The sequence below is a fragment of the Candidatus Electronema sp. JC genome (assembly GCF_048287365.2).
In the GTDB taxonomy this organism is placed as follows: Bacteria; Desulfobacterota; Desulfobulbia; order Desulfobulbales; family Desulfobulbaceae; genus Electronema.
The window spans coordinates 40,432-67,068 of the sequence record NZ_JBLWEM020000044.1 but is presented as its reverse complement, the minus strand read 5'-3'; the positions used below and the strand labels follow the sequence as shown (position 1 = coordinate 67,068).

Annotated in this window: 17 protein-coding genes, 1 tRNA gene and 2 pseudogenes; 11 read left to right on the top strand and 9 right to left on the bottom strand. The window is 58.4% G+C overall.

Annotated elements, in window-relative coordinates; translation table 11 throughout:
* Window positions 1-390, bottom strand: a pseudogene (locus ACNKH3_RS07470) (IS982 family transposase); the annotation flags it as partial.
* Between the two features lie 166 nt (window positions 391-556).
* Here ACNKH3_RS07470 and ACNKH3_RS07465 point away from each other — a divergent pair.
* Window positions 557-3,649 carry a TrlF family AAA-like ATPase gene (locus ACNKH3_RS07465; protein WP_420208772.1) on the top strand — a complete coding sequence of 1,031 codons (3,093 nt, stop codon included), beginning with the start codon at window positions 557-559 and terminating at the stop codon, window positions 3,647-3,649.
* Window positions 3,650-3,882: 233 nt separating this feature from the next.
* Here the strand turns inward: ACNKH3_RS07465 and ACNKH3_RS07460 are convergent, their stop codons facing one another.
* The 3 genes from ACNKH3_RS07460 to ACNKH3_RS07450 form a co-directional block, all read right to left on the bottom strand.
* Window positions 3,883-5,604 carry a proline--tRNA ligase gene (locus ACNKH3_RS07460; RefSeq protein ID WP_420208771.1) on the bottom strand — a complete coding sequence of 574 codons (1,722 nt, stop codon included), beginning with the start codon at window positions 5,602-5,604 and terminating at the stop codon, window positions 3,883-3,885.
* 114 nt (window positions 5,605-5,718) lie between these two features.
* Entirely contained in the window at window positions 5,719-9,096 is a 3,378-nt protein-coding gene (locus ACNKH3_RS07455; RefSeq protein WP_417915895.1) for a S41 family peptidase, read from the bottom strand.
* Window positions 9,097-9,144: 48 nt separating this feature from the next.
* Entirely contained in the window at window positions 9,145-10,269 is a 1,125-nt protein-coding gene (locus ACNKH3_RS07450; protein WP_417915894.1) for a KamA family radical SAM protein, read from the bottom strand.
* A gap of 285 nt (window positions 10,270-10,554) precedes the next feature.
* On the opposite strand from ACNKH3_RS07450, the gene ACNKH3_RS07445 reads away from it, so the two are divergent.
* Together ACNKH3_RS07445 and ACNKH3_RS07440 are read left to right on the top strand one after the other, a co-directional pair.
* Complete coding sequence (locus ACNKH3_RS07445) at window positions 10,555-14,211, top strand: PAS domain S-box protein (RefSeq protein WP_420208770.1); 3,657 nt, start codon at window positions 10,555-10,557, stop codon at window positions 14,209-14,211.
* Entirely contained in the window at window positions 14,208-16,514 is a 2,307-nt protein-coding gene (locus ACNKH3_RS07440; protein ID WP_420208769.1) for a response regulator, read from the top strand. The genes ACNKH3_RS07445 and ACNKH3_RS07440 overlap by 4 nt, the downstream gene beginning before the upstream one ends.
* A gap of 30 nt (window positions 16,515-16,544) precedes the next feature.
* Here the strand turns inward: ACNKH3_RS07440 and ACNKH3_RS07435 are convergent, their stop codons facing one another.
* Genes ACNKH3_RS07435 through ACNKH3_RS07425 form a run of 3 tightly spaced genes read right to left on the bottom strand, consistent with a single transcriptional unit; the run spans window position 16,545 to window position 18,803 of the window.
* Window positions 16,545-17,432: a damage-control phosphatase ARMT1 family protein gene (locus ACNKH3_RS07435; protein ID WP_420208768.1), complete on the bottom strand. Its 888-nt coding sequence runs from the start codon at window positions 17,430-17,432 to the stop codon at window positions 16,545-16,547.
* Complete coding sequence (locus ACNKH3_RS07430) at window positions 17,416-18,186, bottom strand: tRNA lysidine(34) synthetase (protein WP_417915971.1); 771 nt, start codon at window positions 18,184-18,186, stop codon at window positions 17,416-17,418. The genes ACNKH3_RS07435 and ACNKH3_RS07430 overlap by 17 nt, the downstream gene beginning before the upstream one ends.
* A gap of 5 nt (window positions 18,187-18,191) precedes the next feature.
* Window positions 18,192-18,803, bottom strand: coding sequence for a hypothetical protein (locus ACNKH3_RS07425; RefSeq protein ID WP_417915972.1), 612 nt, complete (start codon window positions 18,801-18,803; stop codon window positions 18,192-18,194).
* Window positions 18,804-18,997: 194 nt separating this feature from the next.
* Between ACNKH3_RS07425 and ACNKH3_RS07420 the strand changes: the two genes are divergently transcribed.
* The 6 genes and pseudogenes from ACNKH3_RS07420 to ACNKH3_RS07395 all read left to right on the top strand — a co-directional run bounded on the left by ACNKH3_RS07420 (window position 18,998) and on the right by ACNKH3_RS07395 (window position 24,182).
* Window positions 18,998-19,072 (top strand) — tRNA-Gly (locus tag ACNKH3_RS07420).
* Window positions 19,073-19,143: 71 nt separating this feature from the next.
* Window positions 19,144-19,575 (top strand): 50S ribosomal protein L13, encoded by a 432-nt coding sequence (rplM, locus tag ACNKH3_RS07415; RefSeq protein WP_417916035.1) that lies wholly within the window; start codon window positions 19,144-19,146, stop codon window positions 19,573-19,575.
* A gap of 9 nt (window positions 19,576-19,584) precedes the next feature.
* The gene (gene rpsI / locus ACNKH3_RS07410) at window positions 19,585-19,977 is read left to right on the top strand and encodes a 30S ribosomal protein S9 (RefSeq protein ID WP_417916034.1); all 393 of its coding nucleotides are present in this window, start codon (window positions 19,585-19,587) and stop codon (window positions 19,975-19,977) included.
* 103 nt (window positions 19,978-20,080) lie between these two features.
* On the top strand, window positions 20,081-21,121 hold the full coding sequence (argC, locus tag ACNKH3_RS07405; protein WP_417916033.1) for an N-acetyl-gamma-glutamyl-phosphate reductase: 1,041 nt from the start codon (window positions 20,081-20,083) through the stop codon (window positions 21,119-21,121).
* 112 nt (window positions 21,122-21,233) lie between these two features.
* Window positions 21,234-21,410 (top strand): annotated as a pseudogene (locus tag ACNKH3_RS07400) (DUF4372 domain-containing protein); the annotation flags it as partial.
* An 87-nt stretch (window positions 21,411-21,497) separates the two neighbouring features.
* Complete coding sequence (locus tag ACNKH3_RS07395) at window positions 21,498-24,182, top strand: valine--tRNA ligase (protein WP_417916032.1); 2,685 nt, start codon at window positions 21,498-21,500, stop codon at window positions 24,180-24,182.
* Between the two features lie 52 nt (window positions 24,183-24,234).
* On the opposite strand, the gene ACNKH3_RS07390 is transcribed toward ACNKH3_RS07395, so the two are convergent.
* On the bottom strand, window positions 24,235-25,251 hold the full coding sequence (locus ACNKH3_RS07390; RefSeq protein WP_417916037.1) for a S8 family peptidase: 1,017 nt from the start codon (window positions 25,249-25,251) through the stop codon (window positions 24,235-24,237).
* A 351-nt stretch (window positions 25,252-25,602) separates the two neighbouring features.
* Here ACNKH3_RS07390 and ACNKH3_RS07385 point away from each other — a divergent pair, with 351 nt between their 5' ends.
* Window positions 25,603-25,848 carry a hypothetical protein gene (locus ACNKH3_RS07385; RefSeq protein ID WP_420208767.1) on the top strand — a complete coding sequence of 82 codons (246 nt, stop codon included), beginning with the start codon at window positions 25,603-25,605 and terminating at the stop codon, window positions 25,846-25,848.
* Window positions 25,849-25,889: 41 nt separating this feature from the next.
* Here the strand turns inward: ACNKH3_RS07385 and ACNKH3_RS07380 are convergent, their stop codons facing one another.
* Complete coding sequence (locus tag ACNKH3_RS07380) at window positions 25,890-26,141, bottom strand: YkvA family protein (protein WP_417916030.1); 252 nt, start codon at window positions 26,139-26,141, stop codon at window positions 25,890-25,892.
* A gap of 122 nt (window positions 26,142-26,263) precedes the next feature.
* Here ACNKH3_RS07380 and ACNKH3_RS07375 point away from each other — a divergent pair, with 122 nt between their 5' ends.
* Entirely contained in the window at window positions 26,264-26,593 is a 330-nt protein-coding gene (locus tag ACNKH3_RS07375) for a hypothetical protein (RefSeq protein WP_417916029.1), read from the top strand.
* Window positions 26,594-26,637: the final 44 nt, after the last annotated feature.

Sequence of the window (26,637 nt, the reverse complement as noted above, 5' to 3'; positions counted from 1 at the left end):
GCCGCGCAAGCATCCGAAATCAGCCTCTCCTTTGAAGCATCTGTCCCGTCCAGCTCTTGTGATGACGCAGACAGGCAGAGGAAACGTGTCGACTGGCTGGACAGGATCATTTATTTCACCGCTGATCATGGCCAGACGTTTTTGAACAGCCGATTTCACCTGCCATAAATTTGCAGCCTGCCGGACAAATGAAGACCTGTCAGAAAATTTCGGAAAAAAGTGCCTGTAATGCGACTTGAAATATTCTCCGCATATTTCCATGGTGATGACTTCCTCATCGCTCAGGGCAGGCGGAAAACCGCCGCGCCGTATCTTAAAGTTATTTTTGATGAAATCATATTGGCTGCAGACTATCAGAAAAACAGCGATAATAAAACTGTCCCGGTCCACGGCGCGCTCCTTGTGGATATGGCTTAGATACCGCTATTCTACAGGATCCCATGGATCAGGCATCTTTTTTAAGAGTTGCACATTAGGTCCCTTTTATCTCCATAACGTTCAGCTACTGGTTGACCAGTAGTGTGTTTAATGTAAAAAATATCAATTTATTGCAATCATGGAACAGCAAAGATGGCCGAGAGGTTCTGAATGGAGAAAATGGGATTTGCACATTCATGCGCCCAAGACAAAATTAAACGACCAGTTCAAAACCTCTGACGGCAGTGATGTATGGAAATCATATTGTCAAAAGTTGCATGATTCAGATGTGCAGGTTTTTGGCATTGCTGATTACTTCTCTATCGATAGCTATCTCTCTGTGTGCGAAAAATATAAAGCACGTTATCCTGACTCACCTAAAGTATTCTTCCCGAACATCGAGCTGCGGTTGAGCTATGTTGTCAATAAACAGCAGGCGGAGGTCAACACTCATCTGATCTTTAATTCATCTTGGCCTAATCATATTGATAAAATCAAATATTTTATCAGCCAACTCAAAACAAATAAAACTGACAATTCTGATCGACATACAAAGGCATCTGAACTGAGCAACGACGATTGTAATGCAGCCACCACAACGCGGGAATTCATCAGAGAGGCACTTGCGGAAACCTATGGAAAAAACGCTGAGTTGCTGGATTATGTCCTCATCATCACAGCAGCGAACAATGACGGCATTCGTGCAGAAAGTGGCAATCAGCGCAAGTGTCTGATTGCAGACGAGCTGGATAAATTCAGCGATGCGTTCTTTGGCAATGCCAATAATGTTGATTATTTTCTCAGCAGCAATCGTGCCGAGAATAAAAAAGAATACACCAAACCGAAGCCGGTGCTGTCGTGCTGCGATGCCCATTCTCTTGACGATCTTGACCGGAAACTTGGACAAGTATTTTTCGCAGAAAAGCAGGGGACTGTGCAGCCGACTTGGATCAAGGCTGACCCCACCTTTGAAGGTCTTAAACAGATTATTTTTGAACCACGCAGCCGTGTATATATTGGTGAGAAACCTGAAATTGAACGCCGAGTCCGCCAACATAAAACGCGCTATATAGAGTCGTTGCACATAAGCTGCGTTGATGGATATCAGCAACAGCATGGAGATTGGTTTCACGACGAAAATATTGTCTTTGGAAAAGAACTGGTTGCCATCATCGGCAACAAAGGCGGCGGCAAAAGCGCAGTCACCGATATTATCGGACTGCTCGGCAACAGCCGCAACCAAACATGGAAGGAACCGTCGAGTCTGAAAACAGAAGAACTGTTCTCCTTCCTGAACAAAAACAAGTTCCTCAAAGGAGGCATCGCAAAACATTTCAAAGGGACATTGAACTGGCACGAAGGGAAACCGGATATTAAACAGCTGGATGAGCAAGTTTCAGATCATCTCGAAGAAAGAGTTGAATATCTTCCTCAAAAATATCTTGAACGAATCTGTGCGAATGTTGCCTACGATGAATTTCGAGCAACACTTGAATCAGTCATTTTTCGGTACGTAAAAAAGCAGGATCAGCATGGCAAGGCTAGCCTGAACGACTTAATCCAATATCTTTCTCAACAGGCCGAGCAAGATATTGCCTTGAAAAAGACAGAACTTCAGCAGGCTAATCTTGATGTCGTTTTCTTTGAGAAAAAACTCACCGAAGACTATCGCAAGGAACTAAAGGATAAAATCGAACGGAAACAAGAAGAGCTGAATGCTCACGCGAAAGTTTTTCCTATAGAAAAGCCGAAGCCGACGGCGGCACCACAAGCAGAAACAACGGAGATAGAAGGGGTAACGAAGAATATCGAAGGACTTGAGGCGGAGATAAGGAAGCTCGAAGCCGAACAGGGTGAATTGAAGCACGCTATTGAGCAGCTTCAGCAGGTGCGGCAATCTATCAAGCGGGCCGTTGAAGCACTGCTTGGACTTGAAACAGAACATAAGGATGTTCTTGAGTCTTCTGGCTTGAATTTCGATCATATTGTTACACTAAATGTAAATTACCCTGTTCTCGATTCTGCTATTGATAAAAGAGTAAAAAGGTCTTTACAAATTGATGACTTGCTTCTGGCTGTGGAAGAAGCAGGTTCTGATGAGGTGAAGACTGCGAATAGCTTGGTCTGTCAGAAAGCGAGATTGGAAACCGACAAAGCTAAGATAATAGAACGGCTTGGCAAGTCTGAGCGAGAATATCAGCAGTATCTCAGCGAATTGAAACAATGGCAGGAGCGGGAAAAAGAACTGCGTGGTGAAGAGCGTAATCCGGGTGCTGAGACGCTGAACGGGCTGAATAACGAACTGAATAACATCAGTAATCTATACTTGAAACAAATGGATGATGCCCGCAGCAAGCGGAAACAGACTGCCAAAGAAGTCTTCAGCAAGAAGCGTGGACTTACAGAATTTTATAACAAAGTGAAACAAGCTATCGATCAAGAGGTTGCTAACTGCCGGGAATTTCTTGGTGAATATAATATTTCGATTGATGCTGGCCTGCATTTCAGTAATTCATTTTATGAAGAGGTGTTCAAGTATATAGATCAAGGAAAAAAAGGCAGCTTCTATGGAGCTAATGATGGCAAAGTATTGCTGCGTAATCTTTGCGGCGAAGTGAACGACTGGGAAAATGGAGAACAGATTTTCAAGGCTCTGGAAAATATAGTCAATGCTCTGCATGTCGACATGCGCGATGACGTTTCATCCCAAAAAATAAACCGTAATGTTTTTAAGCAAATGAAAGGCCAGAAAACACCGCAAGAACTGTACGATTATCTTTTTGGTTTCGATTATCTTGAACCAAGATATGATCTTAAGGTTGACGGCAAAAATTTGAGCGAGCTGTCGCCGGGAGAACGGGGCGGTTTGCTGCTGATTTTTTACCTGATGCTTGATAAGCAGGACATTCCGCTTGTGATTGATCAGCCGGAAGATAATCTCGACAATCAAAGTGTTTATCAGATTTTAGTCAAATTCATCCAGCAGGCTAAAAAGAGGCGGCAGATCATTCTTGTCACGCATAATCCGAACCTTGCCGTTGCAGCCGATGCCGAACAAATTATCCATGTTTCAATCGACAAGAAAAACGGCAGACATGAATTTGACTTTTTCTCAGGGGCTATCGAAGAACAGCGTATAAATCAGGCGGTCATCGATATTCTTGAGGGAACCAAACCAGCTTTCGATAATCGTCGGTTGAAATACAGAAAACATGAAGACTGTAAAATTTGATTGTAGCTGTAAAGAATATTCTTTTCCAAGTGGACTGTACTTGCTTCAGAGAAGCCCCCACACCTCCGCCGGTTGTAAACACATGGGATAGCTTCTTTCTGTCCAGCGAAAGATTTCATGATAGAACTTTTTGCGCAGGAGCAACATGAATAAGAAAGTCCAGCGCGTCACCCAGCAAAGTGATGGCCAATATAGGGGGCGTTCGCTCCAACGCCCCTGCTGCTGGCCAGCAATCAGCCCGCCGCAGCCAGCTCCGCCTTGATCTTGGCGGCAATCTCAGCCGTCGCCTGCGCCAGAGGCAGCATGACCGTCTCGCCGCTACGGCGGGCGCGCAACTCCACTGTGCCGTCCTTCTCAACGCCCTTGCCTACCGTCACCCGGTACGGGATGCCGAGCAGATCCGCGTCCTTGAACTTGGAGCCGGGCCGCTCGTCGCGGTCGTCATACAGCACCTCAACGCCTGCGGCCTCCAGCTCGTTGTGCAGCTGCTCGGCAGCGGCAGTTATGGCCGCGTTCTTCAGGTCAAGGTTGAGCAGGATCACTTGGAAGGGCGCGAGCGGCAGCGGGAAGATGATGCCGTTCGCGTCGTGGTTCTGCTCGATAGCCGCAGCCACCACCCGGCTCACGCCGATGCCGTAGCAGCCCATGATCATCACCTTTTCCTGGCCGTCCGTGTCTTGGAACACAGCGTTCATGGCTGCGGAATACTTGGTGCCGAGCTTGAAGATGTGGCCGACTTCGATGCCCTCGGTCAGCCGCAGCGCACCGCCGCAGAGCGGGCAGCGGTCTTCAGCAGTCACCTGGCGCAGATCGCCGGTTAAAGCAGGCGTGAAATCCCGGCCCGGATTAACTCCTGTCAGGTGAAAGCCTTTCTCGTTCGCGCCCGTAGCGGCATTGCCCATCAGCATCACCTCCTGATCAGCTACGAACTTGATCGGCAGGCCCACTGGCCCGATGTAGCCCACCGGCAGCTTGGTCTTCTGCCAGACCGTGTCGTCGTCAGCCAGCTCCACATCAGTGGCATTCAAGAGATTCTTCAGCTTGACAGGCTGCACCTCGCGGTCGCCGCGCACTAACACTGCCACCAGCTCGCCGTCGGCCAGATAGATCATGGTCTTGATCACCTGCCGGGTGTCCAAGCCGAGAAACTCCGCCACCTTGTCCACTTTCTTCAGGCCCGGCGTGGCGACCTTGACGCAGTCCTGCATCGCGTCGCCGTTCTCCGTCCGCACTGGTGCCGCCGCCTTGGCTTTTTCGAGATTGGCGGCATAGTCGCAGCTCTGGCAGATCACCAAGGTGTCCTCGCCGGTCTTGGCCAGCACCATGAACTCGTGTGAAAAGGAGCCGCCGATGCTGCCTGAGTCCGCCTCAACCGCCCGGAACTCCAAGCCACAGCGCTTGAAGATGCGGTTGTAGGCATCGCGCATCCTGCGGTAGCTCGCCTCCGCCCCTTCCTCATTGACATCAAAGGAATAGGCATCCTTCATCACGAACTCGCGCCCGCGCATCAGGCCGAAACGGGGTCTGATCTCGTCGCGGAACTTGGTCTGAATCTGGTACAGATTGACTGGCAGCTGGCGGTAGGAGTGGATTTCGCGCCGCGCCACGTCGGTGACCACCTCCTCGTGCGTCGGCCCTAAGCAGCAGTCGCGCTGGTGGCGGTCTTTGAAGCGGAGCAGCTCAGGGCCGTACTGCTTCCACCGGCCTGACTCTTCCCAGAGATCAGCAGGCTGCACCATCGGCATGAGGATTTCCTGCGCCCCGGCCCGGTTCATCTCCTCGCGGACAATCTTTTCAACCTTGCGCAAGGCGGCGAGGCCCAGCGGCAGGTAGGTGTAAAGGCCGGAAGTGAGCTTGCGGATGAAGCCGGCCCGCAGCAGGAGCTGGTGGCTGATGACCTCCGCCTCGGCAGGCATCTCTTTCGTGGTGGTGATAAGCAGTTGCGAATAGCGCATGATGTGTCCTTCAGCAGTTCTTTTTTTGTTGATGTTCCGGGCAGCTTGCCGTCTTCTCTGCGGCAGAGGGGATAATACCAGATCAGCGCAAACATGACCCGGAAAATGTTCTGCTCAGGGCTGCCGCGCCCGCACCGGATCCGGCGGCTGCGGCAGGATGTCCACCTCCTGCGTTTTGAGCAGCTCCAAAGCGGCCTCCACCGCTTTCTCCAGCTGCGGATCGTGGCCTTTGCTCACCGCCGCAGGCTCCTGCTCAACAACGATGTCCGGCTCCACGCCCTTGTTTTCAACATCCCATTCGCCCTTGAGGTTGTAGAAGCCGCCGCGCGGCACGGTGAGATAGCCGCCGTCAACCAGCTGCGGCGTGTCCCAGATGCCCACCAGTCCGCCCCAAGTGCGGGTGCCGATCAGCGGCCCGATCTTCTTGGCCCGGAACATGTAGGGCAGCAGGTCGCCGCCGGAACCGGCGGACTCATTGATGATCATCACCTTCGGCCCCCAGATGCCGGCATTGGGCAGGGTGTAGGGCTGCTTGTCGCCGACCGCGTTGTTGAAAAAGCCGAGCAGCTCGCGGCTGAGGATGTCGATGATGTAGTCCGGCACCGCGCCGCCGGTGTTGTAACGCTCGTCAATCACCACGCCCTGCTTGTCCTGCTGGGCGAAATAGTCGCGGTTGAAAAAATTGTATCCGCCCAAGCTGGTGTTGGGCACCCAGACATAAGCCAGTCTGCCGCCGGACAGCTCGTCCACTTTTTTTCGGTTGCCCATGACCCAATCTAATATGCGCAGAACAAAATCAAACCCTGAAGGCACCACCGTCACCTCGCGGCGGCCCTTCATGTCCGGTTTGTCGTTCAGCGTCAGCACCGTCTGCCTGCCCGCTGTCTCCTCGAAAAGGCTGTAGGGATTGATTGAGCTGTCCAGCTCGACACCATTCACCGCCAAGAGGAAATCGCCTTCGTTCACTTTGATGCCCGGCCCGCGCAGCGGGGCGCGGAGGAAGATGTTTCCATGCTCGCCGCCGTAGATTTTCTTCAGGCGGAAGCGGCCCTGCTCAACGCTGAAATCCGCGCCCAGCAGGCCGACCGGGGTGTAGCCGGTGAACGGCTCGTCGCCGCCGCCGACAAAGGAGTGGCCCACCGCTGTCTCGCCGCCGAGAATGTCAAGGATGCAGGTCAGATCGGCGCGGTGGCGGACATGCTCAACCCAAGGCGCGTAGGTTTTCCATGCCCAGTCCAGATCAAGCCCGTGGATGTTGCGCACATAAAAAAAGTCCCGCTGGAAGCGCCAGGCTTCGCGGAATATCTGCCGCCACTCCTGCTTGGGATCAACGCGCATCTGCATGTCGCTGGTCTTGAGACTGCTGCCGTCCGCTTCCGGCATCGGCATCACTTCAGTTTCGGCCATGCTCCATTCGCCCCAGCCTTTGCTGAAAAGCAGTTTCTCCCGGTCGGCTGAGATGTCAAAATCGCGCAGATCTTTAAGGAAGTCTTTCTCCTCCCGGTCGCGCAGCATCCAGCGGCGCAGCAGCATTTTTTTCGGCCCGAAAAAAGAAAAATCGCTGTCGCCGCTCTGATCCAGATAAAAAATCGCGCCCGCCTTGCCGGCGGCAAGTTTGACATAATCTCTGGCCGGAACATCGATCCTGATAATCCGCTGGTTTATGCCTTCGAGATCAATCTTCACTTTCACCGCTTTTTTCGGCTCTTTCTCATCGTCCTTGCTGTCGCTGTCCTTCGCTTTTTTGGCCTGTTTTTTCTCTTTGCTGTCCTTGGCCGCTGTTTTTTTCTCCTTCTTTTCCTGCTCCTGTTTTTTCTTCTCCGGGTCCGGCTTGTTCTCCTCGTCGCTTTCCGGCAGCAGCGGCGACGGCTCGTCAGCGGACAGCACGGCCAGACAGACCGCGCGGCGGACAGGATGGTTCCATGAACTCATGTCCAGCCAGCCGACATTGAGGCCGAAATCCACACTTGAAAGAAAATAAAGATACTTGCCCTCCTCATCCCAAGCCGGAGAGATGCAGTCGGCGAGGCCGTCGGTGAGCTGGAAGGATTTCTTCTGCTCGACAGAATAGAGAAAAACAGTGTTGTGCTGATTTTTCAGCCTCTTGACGTAGGCGATCCACTTCGAGTCCGGCGACCAGGCCGGAGCGATGGTGCGGTCTGGATGCGTGAAGCCCTCGTTGTCAATCAGCTGCATCTGCTCGGTTTGCAGATCCAGCAGCCAGAGGTTGCGGTGCGCGTCGCCGAAGCTGATCAGCTTGGAGTCCGGCGACCAGGCCGGGGTGTAGAAAAAGCTCGGCTTGGCCAACTTGACGGTCTTTTTATTCTTGCCGTCCTGATCAGCCAGCACGAGCTGGTATTCGCCGCTTTCGTCAGAAAACCAGCTGATCCGCTTGCCGTCCGGCGACCAGGCCGGGCTGCGCTCGGCGGAGCCGGGGCTGGCGGTCAGATTGCGGACATCGCCTTTTTTCGCAGGCACAGTGAAGATTTCGCCCCGCGCCTCGAAAACAGCCCGCTGGCCGGTGGGTGAAATGCCCCAAGAGATGATGTCGCCGGAAACATGTTGCCAATGCGGGCGCGCCAGAGGAAAATCGCCGCGCACAGTGACGGAGAGCTTTTCCGGCTTGTCCGCCGCCGGATCCAGCAGATGCAGCCAGCCGCCGTTCTCGAAAATCAGCCTGCCGCCGCCCGCCTCCAGATTTTTGCAGTCAAATTCAGTGAAAAAGCTGCGCTGGCGCAGCTCCTTGCTGGCCGGATCGTAGGACCAGACGTTCATGGTCTGGTCGCGGTCAGAAAGAAAATAAACGCTGCCGTCCAGCCAGACCGGCGTGTTGTCGTTGCTGCCCTCCCACGGCAGCTTCTCCACGGCCAGCGTCTCCAAATCAATGATGCGGACCGGGTTGTTCTGGCCGCCCCGGTAGTTGCGCCATTCCGTCTCCCACGGGGCTATTTCCTGATAGACAAAACGCCGTCCGTCCGGCGAGTATTTGCCCTCCGCCGCTCTCGGCATGGGCAGCGGCTCCGGCAGGCCGCCGTCCACGCTCACCCGCCAGAGCTTGGGATAATCCGTCGGCGCGCTGCTCCGGGGCGAGGCGAAAATCACGTATTTGCCGTCAGGACTCCAGCCGCGCGCCTCGTCATCCATCGGATGCCACGTCAGCCGTTTCGGCTCCCCGCCTTGGGCGGAGACCACATAAACATCGACATTGCCGTCGTATTCGCCGGAAAAGGCGATCCATGCGCCGTCCGGGGAAAAATGCGGCTGGGTCTCCGCGCCCTCGAAGGTGGTGAGGCGGCGCGGCCCGCCGCCCGCCCGCTCCTGCACCCAGATGTCGTTGGCATAGACAAAGGCGACATGCGAGCCGCTGACTGCCGGATTGCGCAGCAGCCGGGTTTCCTCCGCCGCCGCGCCGGGCGGCAGGCAGGCGGCGAGGCAGAGAGCGGCGGCCAGGCCGCGCAGCTCCCAAGTGAACGAATGCGACGTTTCCAGCATGATGCGGTCTCCGCGCTTGCGCGTCTGTGCCCCACCCGCCGGAGGAACTCAGGTCCAAGAAGGATCCTCTTCCGGCCAGTCCTTGCCCAGCCAGCCGGCCTCCTTGCTCAGGGGCTTGTGAAAAATCCGGTTGTGCAGCTCCGGACTGTTGGTCTGGAGATATTTGCCGTAAATGCCGCCATTTTTCCAGCCTAAAATTTCAATTTTGCCAGTTTGGTGCGACATGACGAAGCGGAAGCGCTTGCTCAGGCCGTCCAATTGCTGGCGGGACTCGTCAATAATCTTGCAGGCTTTGCGCAAAGGCAGCTGAAAGCCGTCCTTGACCGCAGTCACCGGGCGGCACTGGAAAACATAGTACGGGATGATGCCCGCGCTGGCCAGCGCGGCTTGGAGTTCGGCCATCACCGCCGGATCGTCGTTGACTCCTTTGAGGAGCACGGTCTGGTTGTTGACCAGCACCCCGCTGCGCAACAGACAGCTCACGGCGCCGAGGCTGGCCGGGTTCAGCTCGCGGGGATGGTTGTACTGAGTGGTGATGTAAAGCTGCTTGCCGCAGGCGAGAAATTCCCGGAAGGCCTCGCGCAGTGCCGGGTCGCCGGAAATCCGCTCCGGCAGCACCACCGGCACGCGGGTGCCGATCCGCACATGGCGGAGGTGCGGCACCGCCGCCAGCCGCCGGAGGATTTCCTGAATCAGGGCGGTCTCAAGCACCAGCGGATCGCCGCCGCTGAGGAGGACGTTGGTCACCTCCTCGTGCCGCCGGATGTAATCCGCCGCTTTGTCCCAGTCTGTCACCACCTCGTCATCGGCCAGGCCGACCAGCCTCTTGCGGAAGCAATGGCGGCAGTAAACAGAGCAGACATTGGTGGTCAGCAGCAGGACAGTCTGCCGGTATTTGTGCTGAAGGCCGCGCAGTTTGGTGTTCTGCGCTTCGCCGCTGGTGTCGAAGGAGCCGGATTTTTTCTGCTCCTGCTCCGAGGGGATGGCGATCCGGCGGATGGGGTCGTCCGGGTCGTCCCAGTTGATCAGACGCAGATAATGCGAGGTGAGCCGGAGGGGATGCTGTTCCGCCACATGCTGGATGACCGCCCGGTCCGGCAGCGGCCTTTTGATGTTCCGCTCCAGTCCTTTGACCGTGTGAATGGTGTCGTTGAGCAAGCTGTGCAGCTTCATCGCCTGTGCCTCCTGTTGTTGATGACATTTCCTGCCTTGCCCCGCGCCGCCGCTGCGGCCAGTTCCGGGGCAGACCTTCAGTTTTCCGCCCCGGCCCTTTGCGCGCAAAGGGCCGGATTTCATATTGTACCGCAGAACCAGCTGATTTACAAATATTTTCAACGGACATGCCCGGCAAGGCGTTGTATTTTCGTTTTTTTCTCTGATAATTCAAAAAATTTGACTTTACTGTGCCACACAGGTTATAATTCAAAAAATTATACTCTCTTGCTCTCTCAGCCAACAATGCGCCATTTGCTCTCAGACCCGTGCAGTCATCTTAAGCTGCGCGATCAGATCGTTTTTTTCGGCGCCTGCGTCATGGCCGCCGTGCTGATTCTGCTCTATGCTGTTTTCAGCCTGCTGGCCGGACGGCAGGAGGAAAAGCTGGCCCGCGAGCAGCTGCAGCGCGGCTTCCTGATTCTGGAGCAGGTCATCCGTCCGGCAGAGGGCGGCCCGACCGCCGCCGCCCGTTTCACCCAAGAAAGGCTCAGCGCCGCCGCCCGGCAGAGCGGCCTGCATATCCATGTCCTGCTGCCGGAGCATCATGTCCTGACCACCGACGGCAGACCGCCCTGCGTGACCGAGCCGCCGGCCTCGCTGCCGCTGCTCGCTGCCGACGCAGAAAACTGGCAGGGGCAGGACATTCCTCACGCGGCAGGACAGCTGCTGGTGCAGGGAGCGCGGCTGCCGCTGGCTGAAGGCGGCGAAGCCGCTGTCCTGCTCGGCGCGGAGCAAGGCCCGCTGCGCGAGAACCGCCTGCTCGGCGCGGCCATGCTGGCGGTCTTCGCCGCCGCGTTCGCCCTTTTCATCCCGGTGGCCCAGCTCTTTGTCCGCTACGCCATCTCCGACCCCATCGCCGAGCTGATCGCCGGACTCCGGCGTTTGGACAGCGAGGACTGGCAGCCGCTGGAGGAGCGGTGCAAAACTGCTGACTTCTCCACCCTTGCCCAGACCTTCAACCGGATGGCCGAGCTGATCCGCCAGCACGGCCGGCAGGTGAAGCTTCTTTCAGCGGCGGTGGAGCAAAGCCCTGCCGCCGTGATGATCACTGACGCGGACGGGCGGATTGAGTACGCCAATTCAGCGGCGGAGCGGCTGACCGGCTACAGCGCCGCCGAGCTGGCCGGGCAGCGGACCAGCCTGCTCAAATCCGGCCAGACTCCGCCTGCAATCTACCGCAGGCTATGGCAGACCATCACTGCGGGCAAGGTCTGGAAAGGCGAGCTGCTCAACCGGGCCAAGGACGGCTCGCTTGTCTGGGAGTCGCTGATCATAGCCCCTTTCCTCTTCACCAGCGGCGAGGCGGGCAAATTTGTCGCCATCAAGGAGGACATCACCGAGCAGCGGAAGACCAGCGGCCTGCTGCGGCTCTACGAGCAGATCATCTCCGCCACTGACGACATGATGGCCTTCCTTGACCGCGATCTGATCTATCAGGCGGCGAACGCGGCCTGCTGCGAAAATTTCCGCCGCACAGCGGAGAAGATCGTCGGCAGGACGGCGGCGGAGCTGCACGGCCCGGACTTCGAGCGGCAGGGGATCAAGGCGGACATGGAGCGCTGCCTGAACGGCGAGGAAATTCACAGCCAGGGCTGGTTCAGCTTTCCTCCGGCGGCGCGGCGCTATCTGAATGTCTCCTACTATCCCTTTGCTGACGCGGAGGGCCGGATCAGCGGCATTGTTTTCAGCGCCCATGACATCACCGCCTTCAAGCTGCAAGGCGACATGCTGCGGGAGAGCGAGCGCCGCTACCGGCAGACTTTTGAGACCAACACGGCGGTCAAACTGATCATCGATCCCCTTGACGGGGCGATTGTCGAGGCCAACGAGGCCGCCTGCCGCTACTACGGCTACGAGCTGGAGGAGCTGACCGCGATGAGCATCACTGAAATCAACCAGCGGCCTTGGGAGGAGGTGCAGGCGGCCATGACCCGCGCGGCGGAGAAAAAGCAGCTCTGCTTCCACTTCCGCCACCGGCTGGCCAGCGGCGAGCTGCGCGACGTGGAGGTCTATTCCGGCCCGCTGCGCTGCGGCGGGCGGACATTGCTCTACTCCATCATCCATGATATAACGGACAGAAGAAGGGCGGAGGAAGCTCTGCGCGAAAGCACGGAGCGGCTGGAGCTGGCTGTCAGAGGCGCGAACCTCGGCACTTGGGACTGGAATATCGAAACTGGCGAGATGGTTTTCAATGAGCGCTGGGCGGAAATCCTCGGCTGCCAGCCGGATGAGGTCAAACCTCATGTCTCGTCGTGGGAGAATGCCGTGCATCCGCTGGAGAAGGCGCAGCTCATGGCCAAGCTGACCGAGCATCTGGAAGGCCGCTCGCCACTCTTCATGGCCGAGCAGTGTCTGCGCCACAAATCCGGCCAGTGGATTTGGGCGCTGGCCGCAGGCCGGGTCTCGCGCCGCGACGCGGCAGGCAGGCCGCTGCGGGCCTCCGGCATCATGCAGGACATCAACGCCCGCAAAATAGCCGAGCAGCAGCTTCTCAACGCCAAAGAGCTGGCCGAGTCGGCCAACCACGCCAAATCGGTCTTTCTCGCCAGCATGAGCCATGAGCTGCGCACCCCGCTCAATGCCGTGCTCGGCTACACCCAGATTCTCGCCAGCGAACCCGGCCTCAGCCCGCGCCAGCTCAACAGCGTCCGCACCATCCACAAATCGGGCGAGCACCTGCTGATGCTGATCAACGACATTCTCGATCTTTCGCGCATTGAGGCGGGCCGGATGGAGCTGGTGACACGGGAGTTCCGCCTGCCGCCCTTCCTCAACGGCATCGCTGAAATCTGCCGGGGCCGGGCGCAGCTCAAGGGCATCGAGCTGCTCTATGAGCCGGAGACTTGGCTGCCTGCGGTGATTGAGGCGGACGAGCTGCGCCTGCGCCAAGTGCTGCTCAACCTGCTTTCCAACGCGGTCAAATTCACCCGGCAGGGAAGCTGTCTGCTCAAAGTGCGGGCTGAGAAAAGCGGCAGGGACAAGGCCGTGCTTTCTGTCAGCATCGAGGATACCGGGCTTGGCATCGCGCCGGAGCTGCAGCAGAAAATTTTCGAGCCGTTCCGGCACAACGGCGAGCGGCTGCGGACGGACGGCGGCACCGGCCTCGGCTTGGCCATCAGCCGCACATTGATCCGCCTGATGGGCGGTGAGCTGCAAGTGGCCAGCCCGCTCCGCAGCGCGCCGCCGCCGGGCGAGGGGCCGGGCAGCCGCTTCTTCTTCAGCGTCGAGGTGAAGGTGCTGCGCGGCGATGACGGAGGCGGAATGCCGCCCCTGCTCGGCGACGGCAAAAAAATTCTCATCGCCGACGAAAAGGCTGTTCACCGCGAGGTGCTGCGGAAGATACTTGAAGACGCGGCTTTTCAGGTGCAGGAGCTGGACGACCTCAGCCTGCTGGCTGAAGCCTGCGCCAAACACCGGCCCGACGCGGTGCTGCTCGACTACCCGCCGCCGGAGGCGGAGGCCGCGCCGCTCACCGCCGCCCTGCGCGGACAGCCTGAGCTGGAAGCGATTCCGGTGATCGCTCTGGCCGCGCCGGAGGACGCGGAGCGCGGCCAGCACCGCGAAGGCTTCGCCGCCTGCGTCCTCCGGCCTTTTTCAGCTGTTGACCTGCTGGCGGTGCTGGCAAGTCAGCTTGGCATCCCCATGCCTTGGCCGGAGGAGGACGACCCGGACAGCTTCCCTGACTGGGCCTGCCCGCCGGAGCAGGAGCTGGAGGAGCTGGCCCGGCTGGCCCGCACCGGCGACATCGCCGGAGTGGCCCGCAAAGCCGCCGAGCTGGCGGCAGTCGACGCAGGCCGCTGCCGCCAGTTCGCCGCCCGGATCGAGGAGCTGGCGGACAATTTTCAGCTCGGTCAGATCGCCAGTCTGGCTGATCAACACAAGCCCCGCAGAGCATCATGAGCGACCGCGCCAAAGACCTCGTCCTGATAGTGGACGATCAGCCCGCCAGCCTGAAAGTGCTGCTTTCCTTTCTTCAGGAGCAGGACTTTGAACTCCGCATCCTGCAAAGCGGTCGTCAGACGCTGGAGATGATCGGGCAGATTCAGCCGGACATCATCCTGCTCGACGTGCTGATGCCGGATATGGACGGCTTGGAGACCTGCCGCCGGATCAAAGCCGATCCGGCCTGGGCGGAAATTCCGGTGATCTTCATGACCGCTTTGCACAGCGCGGAGGACAAGGTCGCGGGCTTTGCGGCGGGCGGGGTGGATTACATCACCAAGCCCTTCCAGCAGGACGAGGTGCTGGCGCGGATCAGCACGCAGCTCAGTCTGCGGCGGCAGACCCTCCGGCTCAAGGCGGCCAAGGAGGAGCTGCAATGCCGCCAGACCATGCTGGAAGCCCTGCTCGACTCCATCCCGGACTCGATCTATTTCAAGGACATGAGCAACCGCTACCTTGGCTGCAACCGGGCTTTCGAGCAGTTCAGCGGCAGAACGGCGGCGGAGCTGGTCGGCAGGACTGACGAGGAAGTGCTGCCGCCGGGCTTGGCCGCCGTTTTCAGCCGTCAAGATCAGGCTCTGCTGGCCGCCTGCGCGGCGGAGCGGCGCGAGGAACTGCTTGTCCGCCCGGACGGCGGCAGCGCGCTCTTCGATGTCCTGAAAAGCCCCTACATCGGCGAGGACGGCGCGCCGCTGGGCCTGATCGGCATCTGGCGGAACATCACCGGGGAGAAGGAGGCGGAGCGGCGGGCCGAGGCCGAGCGCGAGCGGCTGGCTGTCACCCTGCATTCCATTGGCGACGGGGTGATCGCCACAGACGTGGCGGGCCGGGTCAGCTATCTCAACAAAGTGGCCGAGCAGCTGACCGGCTGGACTGCCGCCGAGGCGGCGGGCAAGTCCTCGGCGGAGGTGTTCAAAATAGTGCATGAGGAGACCGGCGCAGCCTGCGCCGATCCGGTGCGGCGGGTGCTGGAGCTGGGCGAGCTGGTGCTGCTGGAAGCGCAGACCGCGCTGATCCGACGCGACAGCCGCCCCCTCAGCGTCGCTGACAGCTGCGCTCCGGTCCGCGACCGCGAGGGCCGGATCATCGGCACGGTGATTGTCTTCCGCGACGTGACGGTAGAGCGGCGGAAAACCGAGGAGCTGATCCGGGTGAAAAAACTGGAGTCGCTCAGTCTGCTGGCCGCAGGCATCGCCCACGATTTCAACAACATCCTTTTCGCCATTCTCGGCAACATTGAGCTGGCCGCCACCCTTGCCGGAGCGTCTCCGGCGGCCCCGCTGCTCGCTGATGCCCGCAAGGCCACGGAGCGGGCGGCCAAGCTCACGCAGCAGCTCCTGATTTTCGCCAAAGGAGGCGAGCCTATGAAGGAGATCACCTCGCTCGCCGACCTGATCCGGGACTCGGCGGAATTCGTCCTGCACGGCTCGCCGGTCTCCTGCGCCTTTGATTTCGCCGAAGACCTGCGCCTGATCAACGCGGACAGCGGCCAGATCAGCCAGGTGATTCAGAACATAATTCTCAACGCCAGGGACGCGATGCCTGGCGGCGGTTCGATCCGCATCGCCTGCGCCAACGCCGACGGAGAGGAGCGGAGCCTGCCGCCCGGCCTGCGCCGCCGCAGCTTGGTGCGGATCACCATTCAGGACAGCGGCCCCGGCATTGTCCCGGAGATCATGGACAAAATTTTTGATCCTTATTTCACCACCAAGCCGGAGGGCAACGGTCTCGGCCTGGCTATCTGCCACACTGTGGTGAAAAAGCATGACGGCCATATTGCCGTGCGGTCGGAGCCGGGGCAAGGCGCGGTCTTTTCAATCTGGCTGCCAGCCGAGGCCGCTGCGGCGCAGGCCGTCCTGACTGAGGAGCAGGAGACTGCCCCGCCGCTGCCCCGGCGAGTTTTAGTCATGGACGACGACGAGATGCTGCGCAAGCTGGTGCAGGCCCAGCTCCGCGCTCTTGGCCATGAGGCGGTGCTGGCGGCGGACGGCGAGGAGGCGGTGCGGCTTTTCCGCCAGCTGCGCGAGGAAGGCCGTCCGGCGGATTTTGTGATCATGGATTTGACCATTCCCGGCGGCATGGGCGGCAAGGAGACGGCCCGGCTGCTGCTGGCGGAAGACCCTGATGCCCGGCTGATCGTGGCCAGCGGCTATTCCAACGATCCGGTGCTGGCGGAATATCGGAACTACGGTTTCCGGGCGGCGGTGGCCAAACCTTTTAATTTGCAGGAGCTGCGCCAAGCCATTGCCGCCGCGCTTTAAGTCGGCAGAGTTTTTTCATGCTGACCGTTCTCACCTGCGCTGCCGCAGCAGCGCCATCTCGCCGCCGCCTTTCAGGCTGCCCGGCGCAAGGCCCAGCCGCTCGGTGAGATGCCGGGCCACCTGCCCGCATTTGACGGTGAAGAGGAAATAAATCGGCGCGGCGGTTTCGGACAAAGTCTCAAAGTTGCCCATGCCTTTGCTGATGATCAACTCCGCCGCCTGAAACTGCGCCCTGAATTCCTTGCTGCACAGGGCCAGCGGCGTGCCGGGGCAGGCGATGCCGCTGCTGATCACCGGGCAGAGCTGGTCCATGCCGCAGAGGCGAGCATCGTCCAGCGTCGCGTCGTTGATGATCGGGCCGCCGCGCACCGCCGCCGTGACCTGGCAGCCGAGCCGCCGCAGCTGCTCAATCAGCAGGCAGTCAAAAACGATTTCGCCGCAGTTGTCGCAGAGATAGAGCACCCTTTGCCCTGCTTTGCTCACTGCCTCGCGCAGGGCTGTATAGTCGTCAACCACGAAATCCCGCGCAAAGCAGTCCTGCATGGTCTGCGCTGCGTCAAAGCTGTGCTGGGCCGCGTAATCAATGATGTTGCCGCCGATGGCGGCCCGCACTGCCGCCCGCAGCGGATCGTCCGCCGCCTCGATTTTCCGCCTGATTTCCTCGCGCAGGGACAGGGCCAGCTCGTTGCTTTCTTGTTTGACCCGCGCAAAAGGATCGTCGCTGCCAAGCACTCGGCCAAAGGCGGCGTAGAGGGCGATGGCGTTTTCCGGCGGGGAAAGCTCGGCATCAACCGTTGCGACAAACCGCCCGGCCTCGTCGCAGAGCCGCCGCTGCGCCGCCGCGTCGGCCTCCGCCAAATGGCCGATGGAGCGGGCCTGCTTCATGTAACAGACCAAGCAGTCAAGGCTGGTGCGCATGATTGTTTTTCCTTTCCTGCAAAAGCAGATACTCGCTGCGCACATTGCCCAAGGCGGCGAATATCTGCTCGCGGCTGCCGGGAATCTGCCCGTAAATATGCTGCAATAAGTCTCTGATGTCTTTCCGGCGGGTCTGCTCGGCCAGCGGACAGGTCGCGGGCACAGGCTCCAGTCTCAGCCGCCGGCCAATAGCCCGGATTTCCTCTTTTTCTAAATACGCCAAAGGCCGGATCAGGGCTAGTCTGCCGGAGAACAGCTCCTGTTTGGGCCGCATGGTGCTGATGTTGCCGCCGGAAGTCAGGTTGATGAAAAAAGTTTCGACAATGTCGTCGCGGTGATGGCCAAAGGCCAGCTTGCCGCAGCCGCCCTGCCGCGCCCGCTCGAAGAGCTGCCGCCGCCGGTTGCGGGCGCAGCGGTGGCAGAGGCCCGTCGGATCTGCGCCTTCCTCCAGCACCACCGGCTGCTCGGCAGGAAAAATTTCGCAAACAATGCCCAGCGCGGCGAGCTGGGCTGCTGTTGCGACCGCTCTGCCGCCGGGCTGCCCGTTTTCAGGCTGCATGTCAATATGCACCGCCTGCACTTCGTAGCTGATCGGGGCTTTCCGCCGCCAATCATGCAGCAGCCACGCCAGCACCAAGGAGTCAATGCCGCCGGAGACAGCGATCAGCACCCGATCGCCCTCGGCCAGCATCCCGTAATCAAGCATGGCCTGAGCCACGCGCCGGTTCTCCGCCGCAGTGAGGACAGCTTGCACGCCCGCTATTTTTTGCCGCTCAGAAACGAGCAGCTGTCGAGCCGCTCATGCAGGCCCTGCTCCAAAAGCCGCTCCGCAGTCACCCAAGCAAAGCCGTTCTCCGCGCTTTGCCGGAACTTGAACAGATTGTTCATCAGCGGCTCCTGCTCCTCGTCAAAGCGGCCCCGGCAGAGCGCGGCACCGTCCGGCAGGGCCAGCAGGCGGTAGGAAAAACCGATCGCCGCAGGCTCCTTGGCCGTGTACTCGCCGCCGAGCCGCTCCTTGTAGCGGTGCAGCGTGGTCTCCAAGATGGCGTTGCAGCCGACTTTCTCCGCCGCCGCCTTGGCTGCGGCCAGCGATGTTCTCGGCCCGCCAGCGTCTCCCGCCTCGTCCGCGCTGATCAGGCGGATATCCGTTCTGTTGCCGAAGTAGCCCCGCAGCTGCTGGTTCAAGACCGCCGCGCCCTCGGCCAACGCTTGCTGGCCTGCTTCAGCGGCTTGCGCCACAGGCAGCACCGCCGCGCAGCTCAGACGGAAATCCGGCAGTTTTTCTTTGTCCGGCCCGCCGTTCTTTCCGGCGCAACCCCCTGCGGCCAAGGCCAGCAGCCCAGCAGCGGCAACACGTAGCATTCTCTTCATCCCCTTCCTCCTGTGCGGCGCAACTCCTTCTTCCTTCGCTTTTGCCGAAACATAATATTCCGGCAGCCCGCGCTTGGCAAGAACTGCCTGCCCGGTCAGCGTTTTTTCCGGCCCGGAACAAAAAAGAACAGCCCTGTTTTTTTCCGCTTGACAGCCAGTCCGCTTTTTTGCTATAGTGCCAGCGTTTCGCAAGAGCGGGAATAACTCAGTGGTAGAGTGCAACCTTGCCAAGGTTGAAGTCGCGAGTTCGAATCTCGTTTCCCGCTCCACTTCCAGAACAGATCAAGGTTCGGACCGTTCCTGTTCGAACCTTTTTTTATTACACACTGAGGCGCGTGCAATGAAAACGTATTATACGCCGGTCAACGAGATCAGCCGCAAATGGTATGTTGTGGACGCGGACGGCAAGGTGCTTGGCCGTCTCGCCACAGAGATAGCCGACCGGCTGCGCGGCAAGCATAAGCCGACCTTCTGCAATTTCCAAGACAACGGCGACTTCATCGTTGTTGTCAACGCCGAGCGGGTGCATCTGACCGGCAACAAGTGGAACGACAAGATCTACTGGCGCCACAGCGGCTGGCCAGGCGGCATCAAAAGCCGCACCGCCAAAGTGGTGCGTGAGAAGTCGCCGACGGATCTGATCATGATGGCGGTCAAAGGAATGCTGCCGCACAACAAGATCGGCGCGGCCCAGCTGACCAAGCTCAAAGTCTATGCAGGTGCCGAGCATCCGCATCAGGCCCAGCAGCCCGAACTCCTCGACATCAAATAAGAGAGCATCATGGCAAACGAGCAGACATACGCCACCGGCAAACGGAAAAGCGCGATCGCCAGAGTGTGGATCACACGCGGCACAGGCAGCGTGGCGGTCAACAAGATGACCCCGATGGAATATTTCGGCAACATCTTCTTTGAGCCGAAAGTAGCCCAGCCCTTCGCGGTCACGGAGACAGCGGAGCAGTTCGATGTCAAGGCCACCGTCCAAGGCGGCGGCAAGGCGGCTCAGGTGGACGCGCTGGTGCATGGCATCTCCAGAGCACTCCAGACCTTGAATCCTGAACTGCGCGACGCGCTGAAGAAGGCTGGTCTGCTGACCCGTGACTCACGAGTGAAAGAGCGGAAGAAGTACGGCCAGCGCGGCGCACGCGCACGCTTCCAGTTCTCCAAACGGTAACAGGCGGAACTGCGGCGCAGATTGCAGTAACTACACATTGCAGGGGAATAACGATCAGCTTCGTTATTCCCCTTTCTTTATTTGTTGAATAAGGAGCATCACCATGCTGAACGTTGGCATCATCGGGGCATCCGGCTACACCGGCGCGGAACTTGCCCGTATCCTCTCCACTCATCCTGAAGTCCGCCTGACCGTGGCCACCTCGCGCCAGTATGCGGGCAAGCCGCTTTCCGCCGTCTTTCCCAACCTGCGCAAGCGGGTGGACTTGCTCTGCGAGGACTTGACCCCAGAGCAGCTCGTTGACCGCGCCGATTTCTTCTTCGCCGCTGTGCCGCATAAGACGGCGATGGCCCTTGTGCCGACGCTTCTGGCTGCTGGCAAGAAGGTGGTTGACCTGAGCGCAGACTTTCGCATCCGCGACGCGGCAGTGTATGAGCAGTGGTATCAGCCGCACACATGCCCGGAGCTGATCGCCGAGGCTGCCTACGGCCTGCCGGAGCTGTACCGCGAGCAGGTGAAGCAGGCCCGGCTGGTCGCCAATCCTGGCTGCTATCCTACCTCGATCATCCTTGGTCTAGCCCCGCTGCTGCGCGAAAAGCTGATTGACCCATCCACGCTGATCATTGACTCCAAATCAGGCACGTCCGGCGCAGGACGCTCGGCCAGCGTGGACACCCTGTATTGTGAAGTGGCGGACGGCTTCCGGGCTTACAAGGTCGGCGGAACACATCGCCACATCCCGGAGATTGAGCAGGAGCTGTCCGTGCTGGCCGGAAGCGCGGTGACGATCTCCTTCACCCCGCATTTGCTGCCGATTTCACGCGGCATTCTCAGCACCATCTATGCCACGTTGAGCAGCGCAGTCAGCGAGCAGGATATTCAGGCGTTGTACGAAAGCACGTACAAGGACGAGAGCTTTGTCCGCGTCTGCCCTGCCGGAATCTTCCCGGCCACCCAGCATGTGCGCGGCAGCAACTGCTGCGACATCGGCGTGAAATGCGACCCAAGAACCGGGCGGGTGATTATCATGTCTGCGATTGACAACATCGCCAAGGGCGCGTCCGGGCAGGCAGTGCAGAATATGAACCTGATGAACGGCTTTGCCGAAGACTGCGCCATCCGGGGAGCCGCCTTTTTTCCGTGAGCCCAGTGCTGTCTCATAAAAAATGCCAATAAGCTCCTGCAAGTGAAGGCTCGGATGACTCCCTGTGTTATAATGAGGTTGAAAAAAATATATCCACAGGGAGTTCCGAGCCATGACGCATTATAACACAATTCTGCATCAGATCATCGCACTTATTCCGAGACATGTTTTCGACCGGCAAGCCGCTCTGCATCACTCAGGGCAGAAATTTCGCTCGTATAACCGCTGGAGCCAGTTCATGGCCATGCTGATCGGGCAGCTTTCCGAGAGAAAAAGTCTGCGCGACATCACTGCGCTCCCCCCCCATGCTGCGGTATAATAGCATCTCGATCTTCAACCGCCTTTCCTTCAATAAAGTTATCCCTTTTCCGCTGCCATGAACGACACAACCACGCCCGCCGCCGTCAAATACGACCTGCCCAAAGCCTATGAGTCCACCGAAGTCGAGCAGCGGTGGTATGAATACTGGCTCAATCACAAGACCTTCAGCGCGCAAATGGAGGAAGGCCGCCCGGCCTTTTCCATCGTCATTCCGCCGCCGAACGTGACCGGCGTACTGCATATCGGCCACGCCCTGAACAACACGCTTCAGGATTTGCTGACGCGCTATCACCGCATGAAGGGGGACAACACCCTCTGGGTGCCGGGCACCGATCACGCGGGCATTGCTACACAGAACGTGGTCGAGCGGCAGCTTGCCACTGAGAAGACCACCCGCCACGAGCTGGGGCGCGATAAGTTCATCGAGCGGGTCTGGCAGTGGCGGGCGGAAAAAGGCGGAACAATCATTCAGCAGCTCAAGCGCATGGGCGCGTCCTGCGATTGGGACCGGGAACGCTTCACGATGGATGAGGGCCTGTCCAAGGCGGTGCGCGAGGTCTTTGTCCGCCTCTACAACGAGGGCCTGATTTACAAGGGCGATTACATCGTCAACTGGTGCCCGCGTTGCCTGACAGCTTTGGCGGATGACGAGGTGGAGCACGACCCGACCGCTGGCAAGCTCTACCACATCCGCTACCATTATGCGGACGGCAGCGGCTCAGTGGTGATTGCCACCACTCGGCCCGAGACCCTGCTCGGCGACACGGCAGTAGCCGTTCACCCGGAGGACGAACGCTACGCCGGGCTGGACAAGATCGGCATCCGCCTGCCCATTGTTGACCGCATCATCCCGGTGGTGCTTGATCATCACGTGCAGCGCGACTTCGGCACGGGCGCGCTCAAGGTCACGCCGTCGCACGACCGCGACGACTACGAGATCGGCCTGCGCCATAATCTGGAGCGCGTCAAGGTGATGGATGAGCGCGGCTTCATGAACGAGAACGCTGGTAAATACGCTGGTCTTGACCGCTTCGCCTGCCGGACGCAGATCGTCAAGGACTTGGACAGCCTCGGTCTGCTGGTGAAGATTGACGACTACGAGCACGCAGTGGGCAAGTGCTACCGCTGCGCCACGGTCATCGAGCCGACGACCTCCAAGCAGTGGTTTGTCTCCGTGCGCCCGCTGGCAGACAAGGCGGTTGCGGCGGTGCGCGAAGGCCGCATTAAGCTCTATCCCGACACCTGGTACAACACCTTTTATGCTTGGATGGACAACATCCGCGACTGGTGCATATCGCGGCAGATTTGGTGGGGCCACCGCATCCCGGCGTGGAACTGCCTCGAATGCGGCCATCTCATCGTCGCCAGCGAGGATCCGGGTTTTTGCCCGCGCTGCGGCAAGATTCATCTGGCGCAAGAGCATGACGTGCTCGACACCTGGTTTAGCTCCGCCCTCTGGCCCTTCTCCACCCTTGGCTGGCCGGAGAATACCAAGGAATTGCAGACCTTTTACCCCACCTCGGTGCTGATCACCAGCTTCGACATCCTCTTCTTCTGGGTGGCGCGGATGATGATGATGGGCCTGCACTTCATGGACGAAGTGCCGTTCCGCGACGTGTATTTGCACGCCTTGGTGCGCGACAAGCAGGGCAAGAAGATGTCCAAGTCCACCGGCAACGTCATTGACCCGCTGGACATGATCAAGCAGTACGGCACCGATGCCTTCCGCTTCACGCTGACCGCCTTTGCCGCGCAAGGCCGCGAGATCAGGATGGATGAGGAGCGCATTGACGGCTACAGGCGTTTCATCAACAAGCTCTGGAACGCAGCCCGCTTTGCCCAGATGCACATCAAGGAGAGCAAGCCAAGCATTGTTGCGGTAGCCGATGCACCAGCTACGCTCGCCCTGCCCCATCGCTGGATATTGAGCCGCACCAACGCCACCATCCGCGACGTGCGCAAGGCACTCGACGGCTACGACTTTAACCTGATCGCCTCGGCCATCTACCAGTTTACGTGGCACGAGTTCTGCGATTGGTACGTGGAGTGGATCAAGGCTGATTTGTTCAGCGAGAACGCAGCGGCGCGGGAGCAGGCACGCGGCGTGCTCCTCTGTGTCATAGAGCATATTCTGAAGATGCTGCACCCGATCTGCCCCTTTGTCACGGAGGAAATCTGGAGCCAGCTGCCTGGCCAGCGCGGCACCATCATGCTGGAGCCGTTCCCGGTCGAGCAGCCGCTCTGGGAGAACGCGGAAGCAGAGCAGTCCATGCAGCTGCTGATGGAGGTCATCACCGCGATTCGCACCATCCGCAGCGAGGCCGATGTGCATCCGAGCGCGAAGGTGCAGGCTGTGCTGATCTGCCCCGACGCGGCCAAGCGCGAGCTGCTGCGCTCTTTCAGCGGATCCATCTGCGCCATGACCCGCGCCGAGAGCCTCGACATTGCCGAGTCCGGCGCGGTGCCTGATGATGCCGCTCATGCGCTGGTGAGCGGCGTTGAGGTGGTGGTGCCGCTCAAGGAGCTGATTGACGTGGAGGCAGAGTTGGACAAGCTGGCCCGCGAGCGCAGCAAGATCGAGCAGGACTTACAGCGGGTCAACGGTAAACTGGGCAATGAAAATTTCCTCAGCAATGCCCCGCCTGATGTGGTGGCCAAGGAGCAGGCCAAGCTGGAGGAGCTGGAGAGCAGGCTGGCAAAGAACGAGGAGTCGAGGGAGCGGTTGGGGAAGGGGAGGTAGAGTGCATTTTAAGGATGGGCGAGAATTATTCGCCCATCCTTGTCTATTTTCACTATGTTGGCGACTGCACCATTCCGGCACCTATTGAAACTGTATCTGTATTGGCAAGAGGATGCTTTGTAGCGTTTGCCATCAGTGCAGAATGCAAGGAACTTGGAATGGTCAGTTCTCCAGTGCCGCGCAGTTTTTCCACCCAAAGTGCCGCAACACCTGCAACGTGCGGCGTTGCCATGGATGTGCCGCTCATAGTTGCCCATCCTCCTCCAACCGCAGCGGATACGACATCAATGCCCGGCGCGACAAGCTGGGCGCGGGCGTTTGAGAATGATGCCACTTCCCATTTACCTGCTTTTAAACCGACTGCACCCACGGAAAATAACTCTGCCGCTGGCAATCCAGAGTCGAGTACGAATGCTGGACGCTCACTTTCGTTGCCGCTCGCTGCAACAAATAAGACATTCTTCCGTTGTGATTCAAGAAACGCGCGCAGTGTAGCTATGCCTTTTATGATGTCGTTCTGTTGACGCATAGCTTGCTGCGTGGCAAGGGCTGGACTCATGCCAGACCGGATCAGCCGTTCAGTGTTCCCTGGCAAGTCATAGCCAAGCGACATGGACACAACTGATGCTTTTTCGTCCATCACCGCCCAATACATACCTTTAAGCATCATTTCGAGTGTGCCGCCATCCTTCCCGATAACCTTGCCTATACAAAGTTTGGTGACACCTGGAGCAACCCCTACACGCACATCACCCACAACCGCGCCACATGCTGTTCCTGCGCAGTGCGTGCCATGTCCATCTTTATCTGTCACATCCTTTTCGTCAACACCATCGCCAGTGAAATCACGCACTGCGAGTCGCTTTCCTTTGAACGCAAGATGATTGATATCAATTCCTGTATCAAGCACCGCTACAGTGACTCCCTGTCCTGTAAATGGGCATGTGTCAGCATTCACGGCCAACAAACCTTCAGGCATGCGGAGAGTGCCTGCTGTTTTCAACGATATCGCATCTGATACACCACGTGCCTTAGGTTGAATGAGAGAGAAGACAGCCTCTGCATCCATCACCGCAACATTCTCTGGGGCGGCACGCAACTCCTCGGCATCAGTTTCATGTCCATCTATTGTTTTTATAGAAACGGTAGCAGACGCACCAGTATCGCCTCCTCATCCGTTACCCTCGACACTCTTTATCGCAGATCGCCACGAACTAGGCTGAGAGTAATAAGATGCTCTCCTGCTATAGTCAACGTGTTTAATATCCACATTGGTGCTAATAACTAAATATTTTGTTGCCATTGCGCTCCTCCTTTGGAGTAGGGATGATAGCCTCAGCCTCATTTCTATAGAGTATCACAATATAAAGAAAATAGAAGGAAAAAATTAGTTGGCCTTACCATCCGCAGCGAGGCGGACGTGCATCCGAGCGCGAAGGTGCATGCTGTGCTGATTTGTCCCGACGCAGACAAGCGCGAGCTGCTGCGCTCCTTCAGCGGCTCCCTCTGCGCCATGACCCGCGCCGAGAGCCTCGACATTGCCGAGTCCGGCTCAGTGCCGGATGATGCGGCTCACGCGATGGTGAACGGCATTGAGGTGGTCGTGCCGCTGAAGGAGCTTGAAGGCAGAGCTGGACAAGCTGGCCGCGCGGATGGCGAAGAATGAACTGTCCATTTAATCACAATAAGTTCGCCGATAATAATCGGTTAATGCGAACTGTTTATTTTGAACCCGCCCGCCCAAGAGATCAACAGCGCGGCCAAGGCGAAATCATCCAGCACGCCAATCACCGGCAGCCATTCCGGGACGAGGTCCCACGGCGAAACAATGTAGGCCAAGCCCAGCGCGAGAATCAGCTTGACATAACGCGGCGTTTCCTTGGCGCGGAAGACCGCCCAAGCATGTTTCGCCATCAGAACGGCGCGGGTGAAGGGATTCAGCTGCTTAGTCGCCATCATTGAACCGCCTTGGCAATGCTTGCCTGCTTAACTTTTTAATTGTTTGCGCTTGCTTTTTTTTTGGGGGGGGTATAATCATTTTTGTCAATCTGTTTTTCATTTTAACTGATACGGAGAAAAGTATGAATCAGATCTGCAAAAAATTTGTGTTCGCTGGTGCGTTTCTTACAGTTGGGCTGTCAAGCGTGGCATACGCAGACAGTATATTCATAAAAACCGAATTAGATGTTGTTGGCAATAAAATATCAGAGGTAAAAGAAGTTCATTTCACCCCAACGACAAATGTCCTTGTCGTTGATGTAGCAGGCAAGAAGTGCAGCTTTGGTTCATCCACGCAAGGCTCTGTCCCCAAGGGATGCAACTATACGATTACCATTGACGGTGCTGGGGTTATACCTTCTGCTCGTGAAGCTGATGACACCTGTATGAAGACACCTATGGTCTGCAAGTAAGCAGTTTCCACTGGTATTGAAAAAGGGCCGCAGCTTATGCTGTG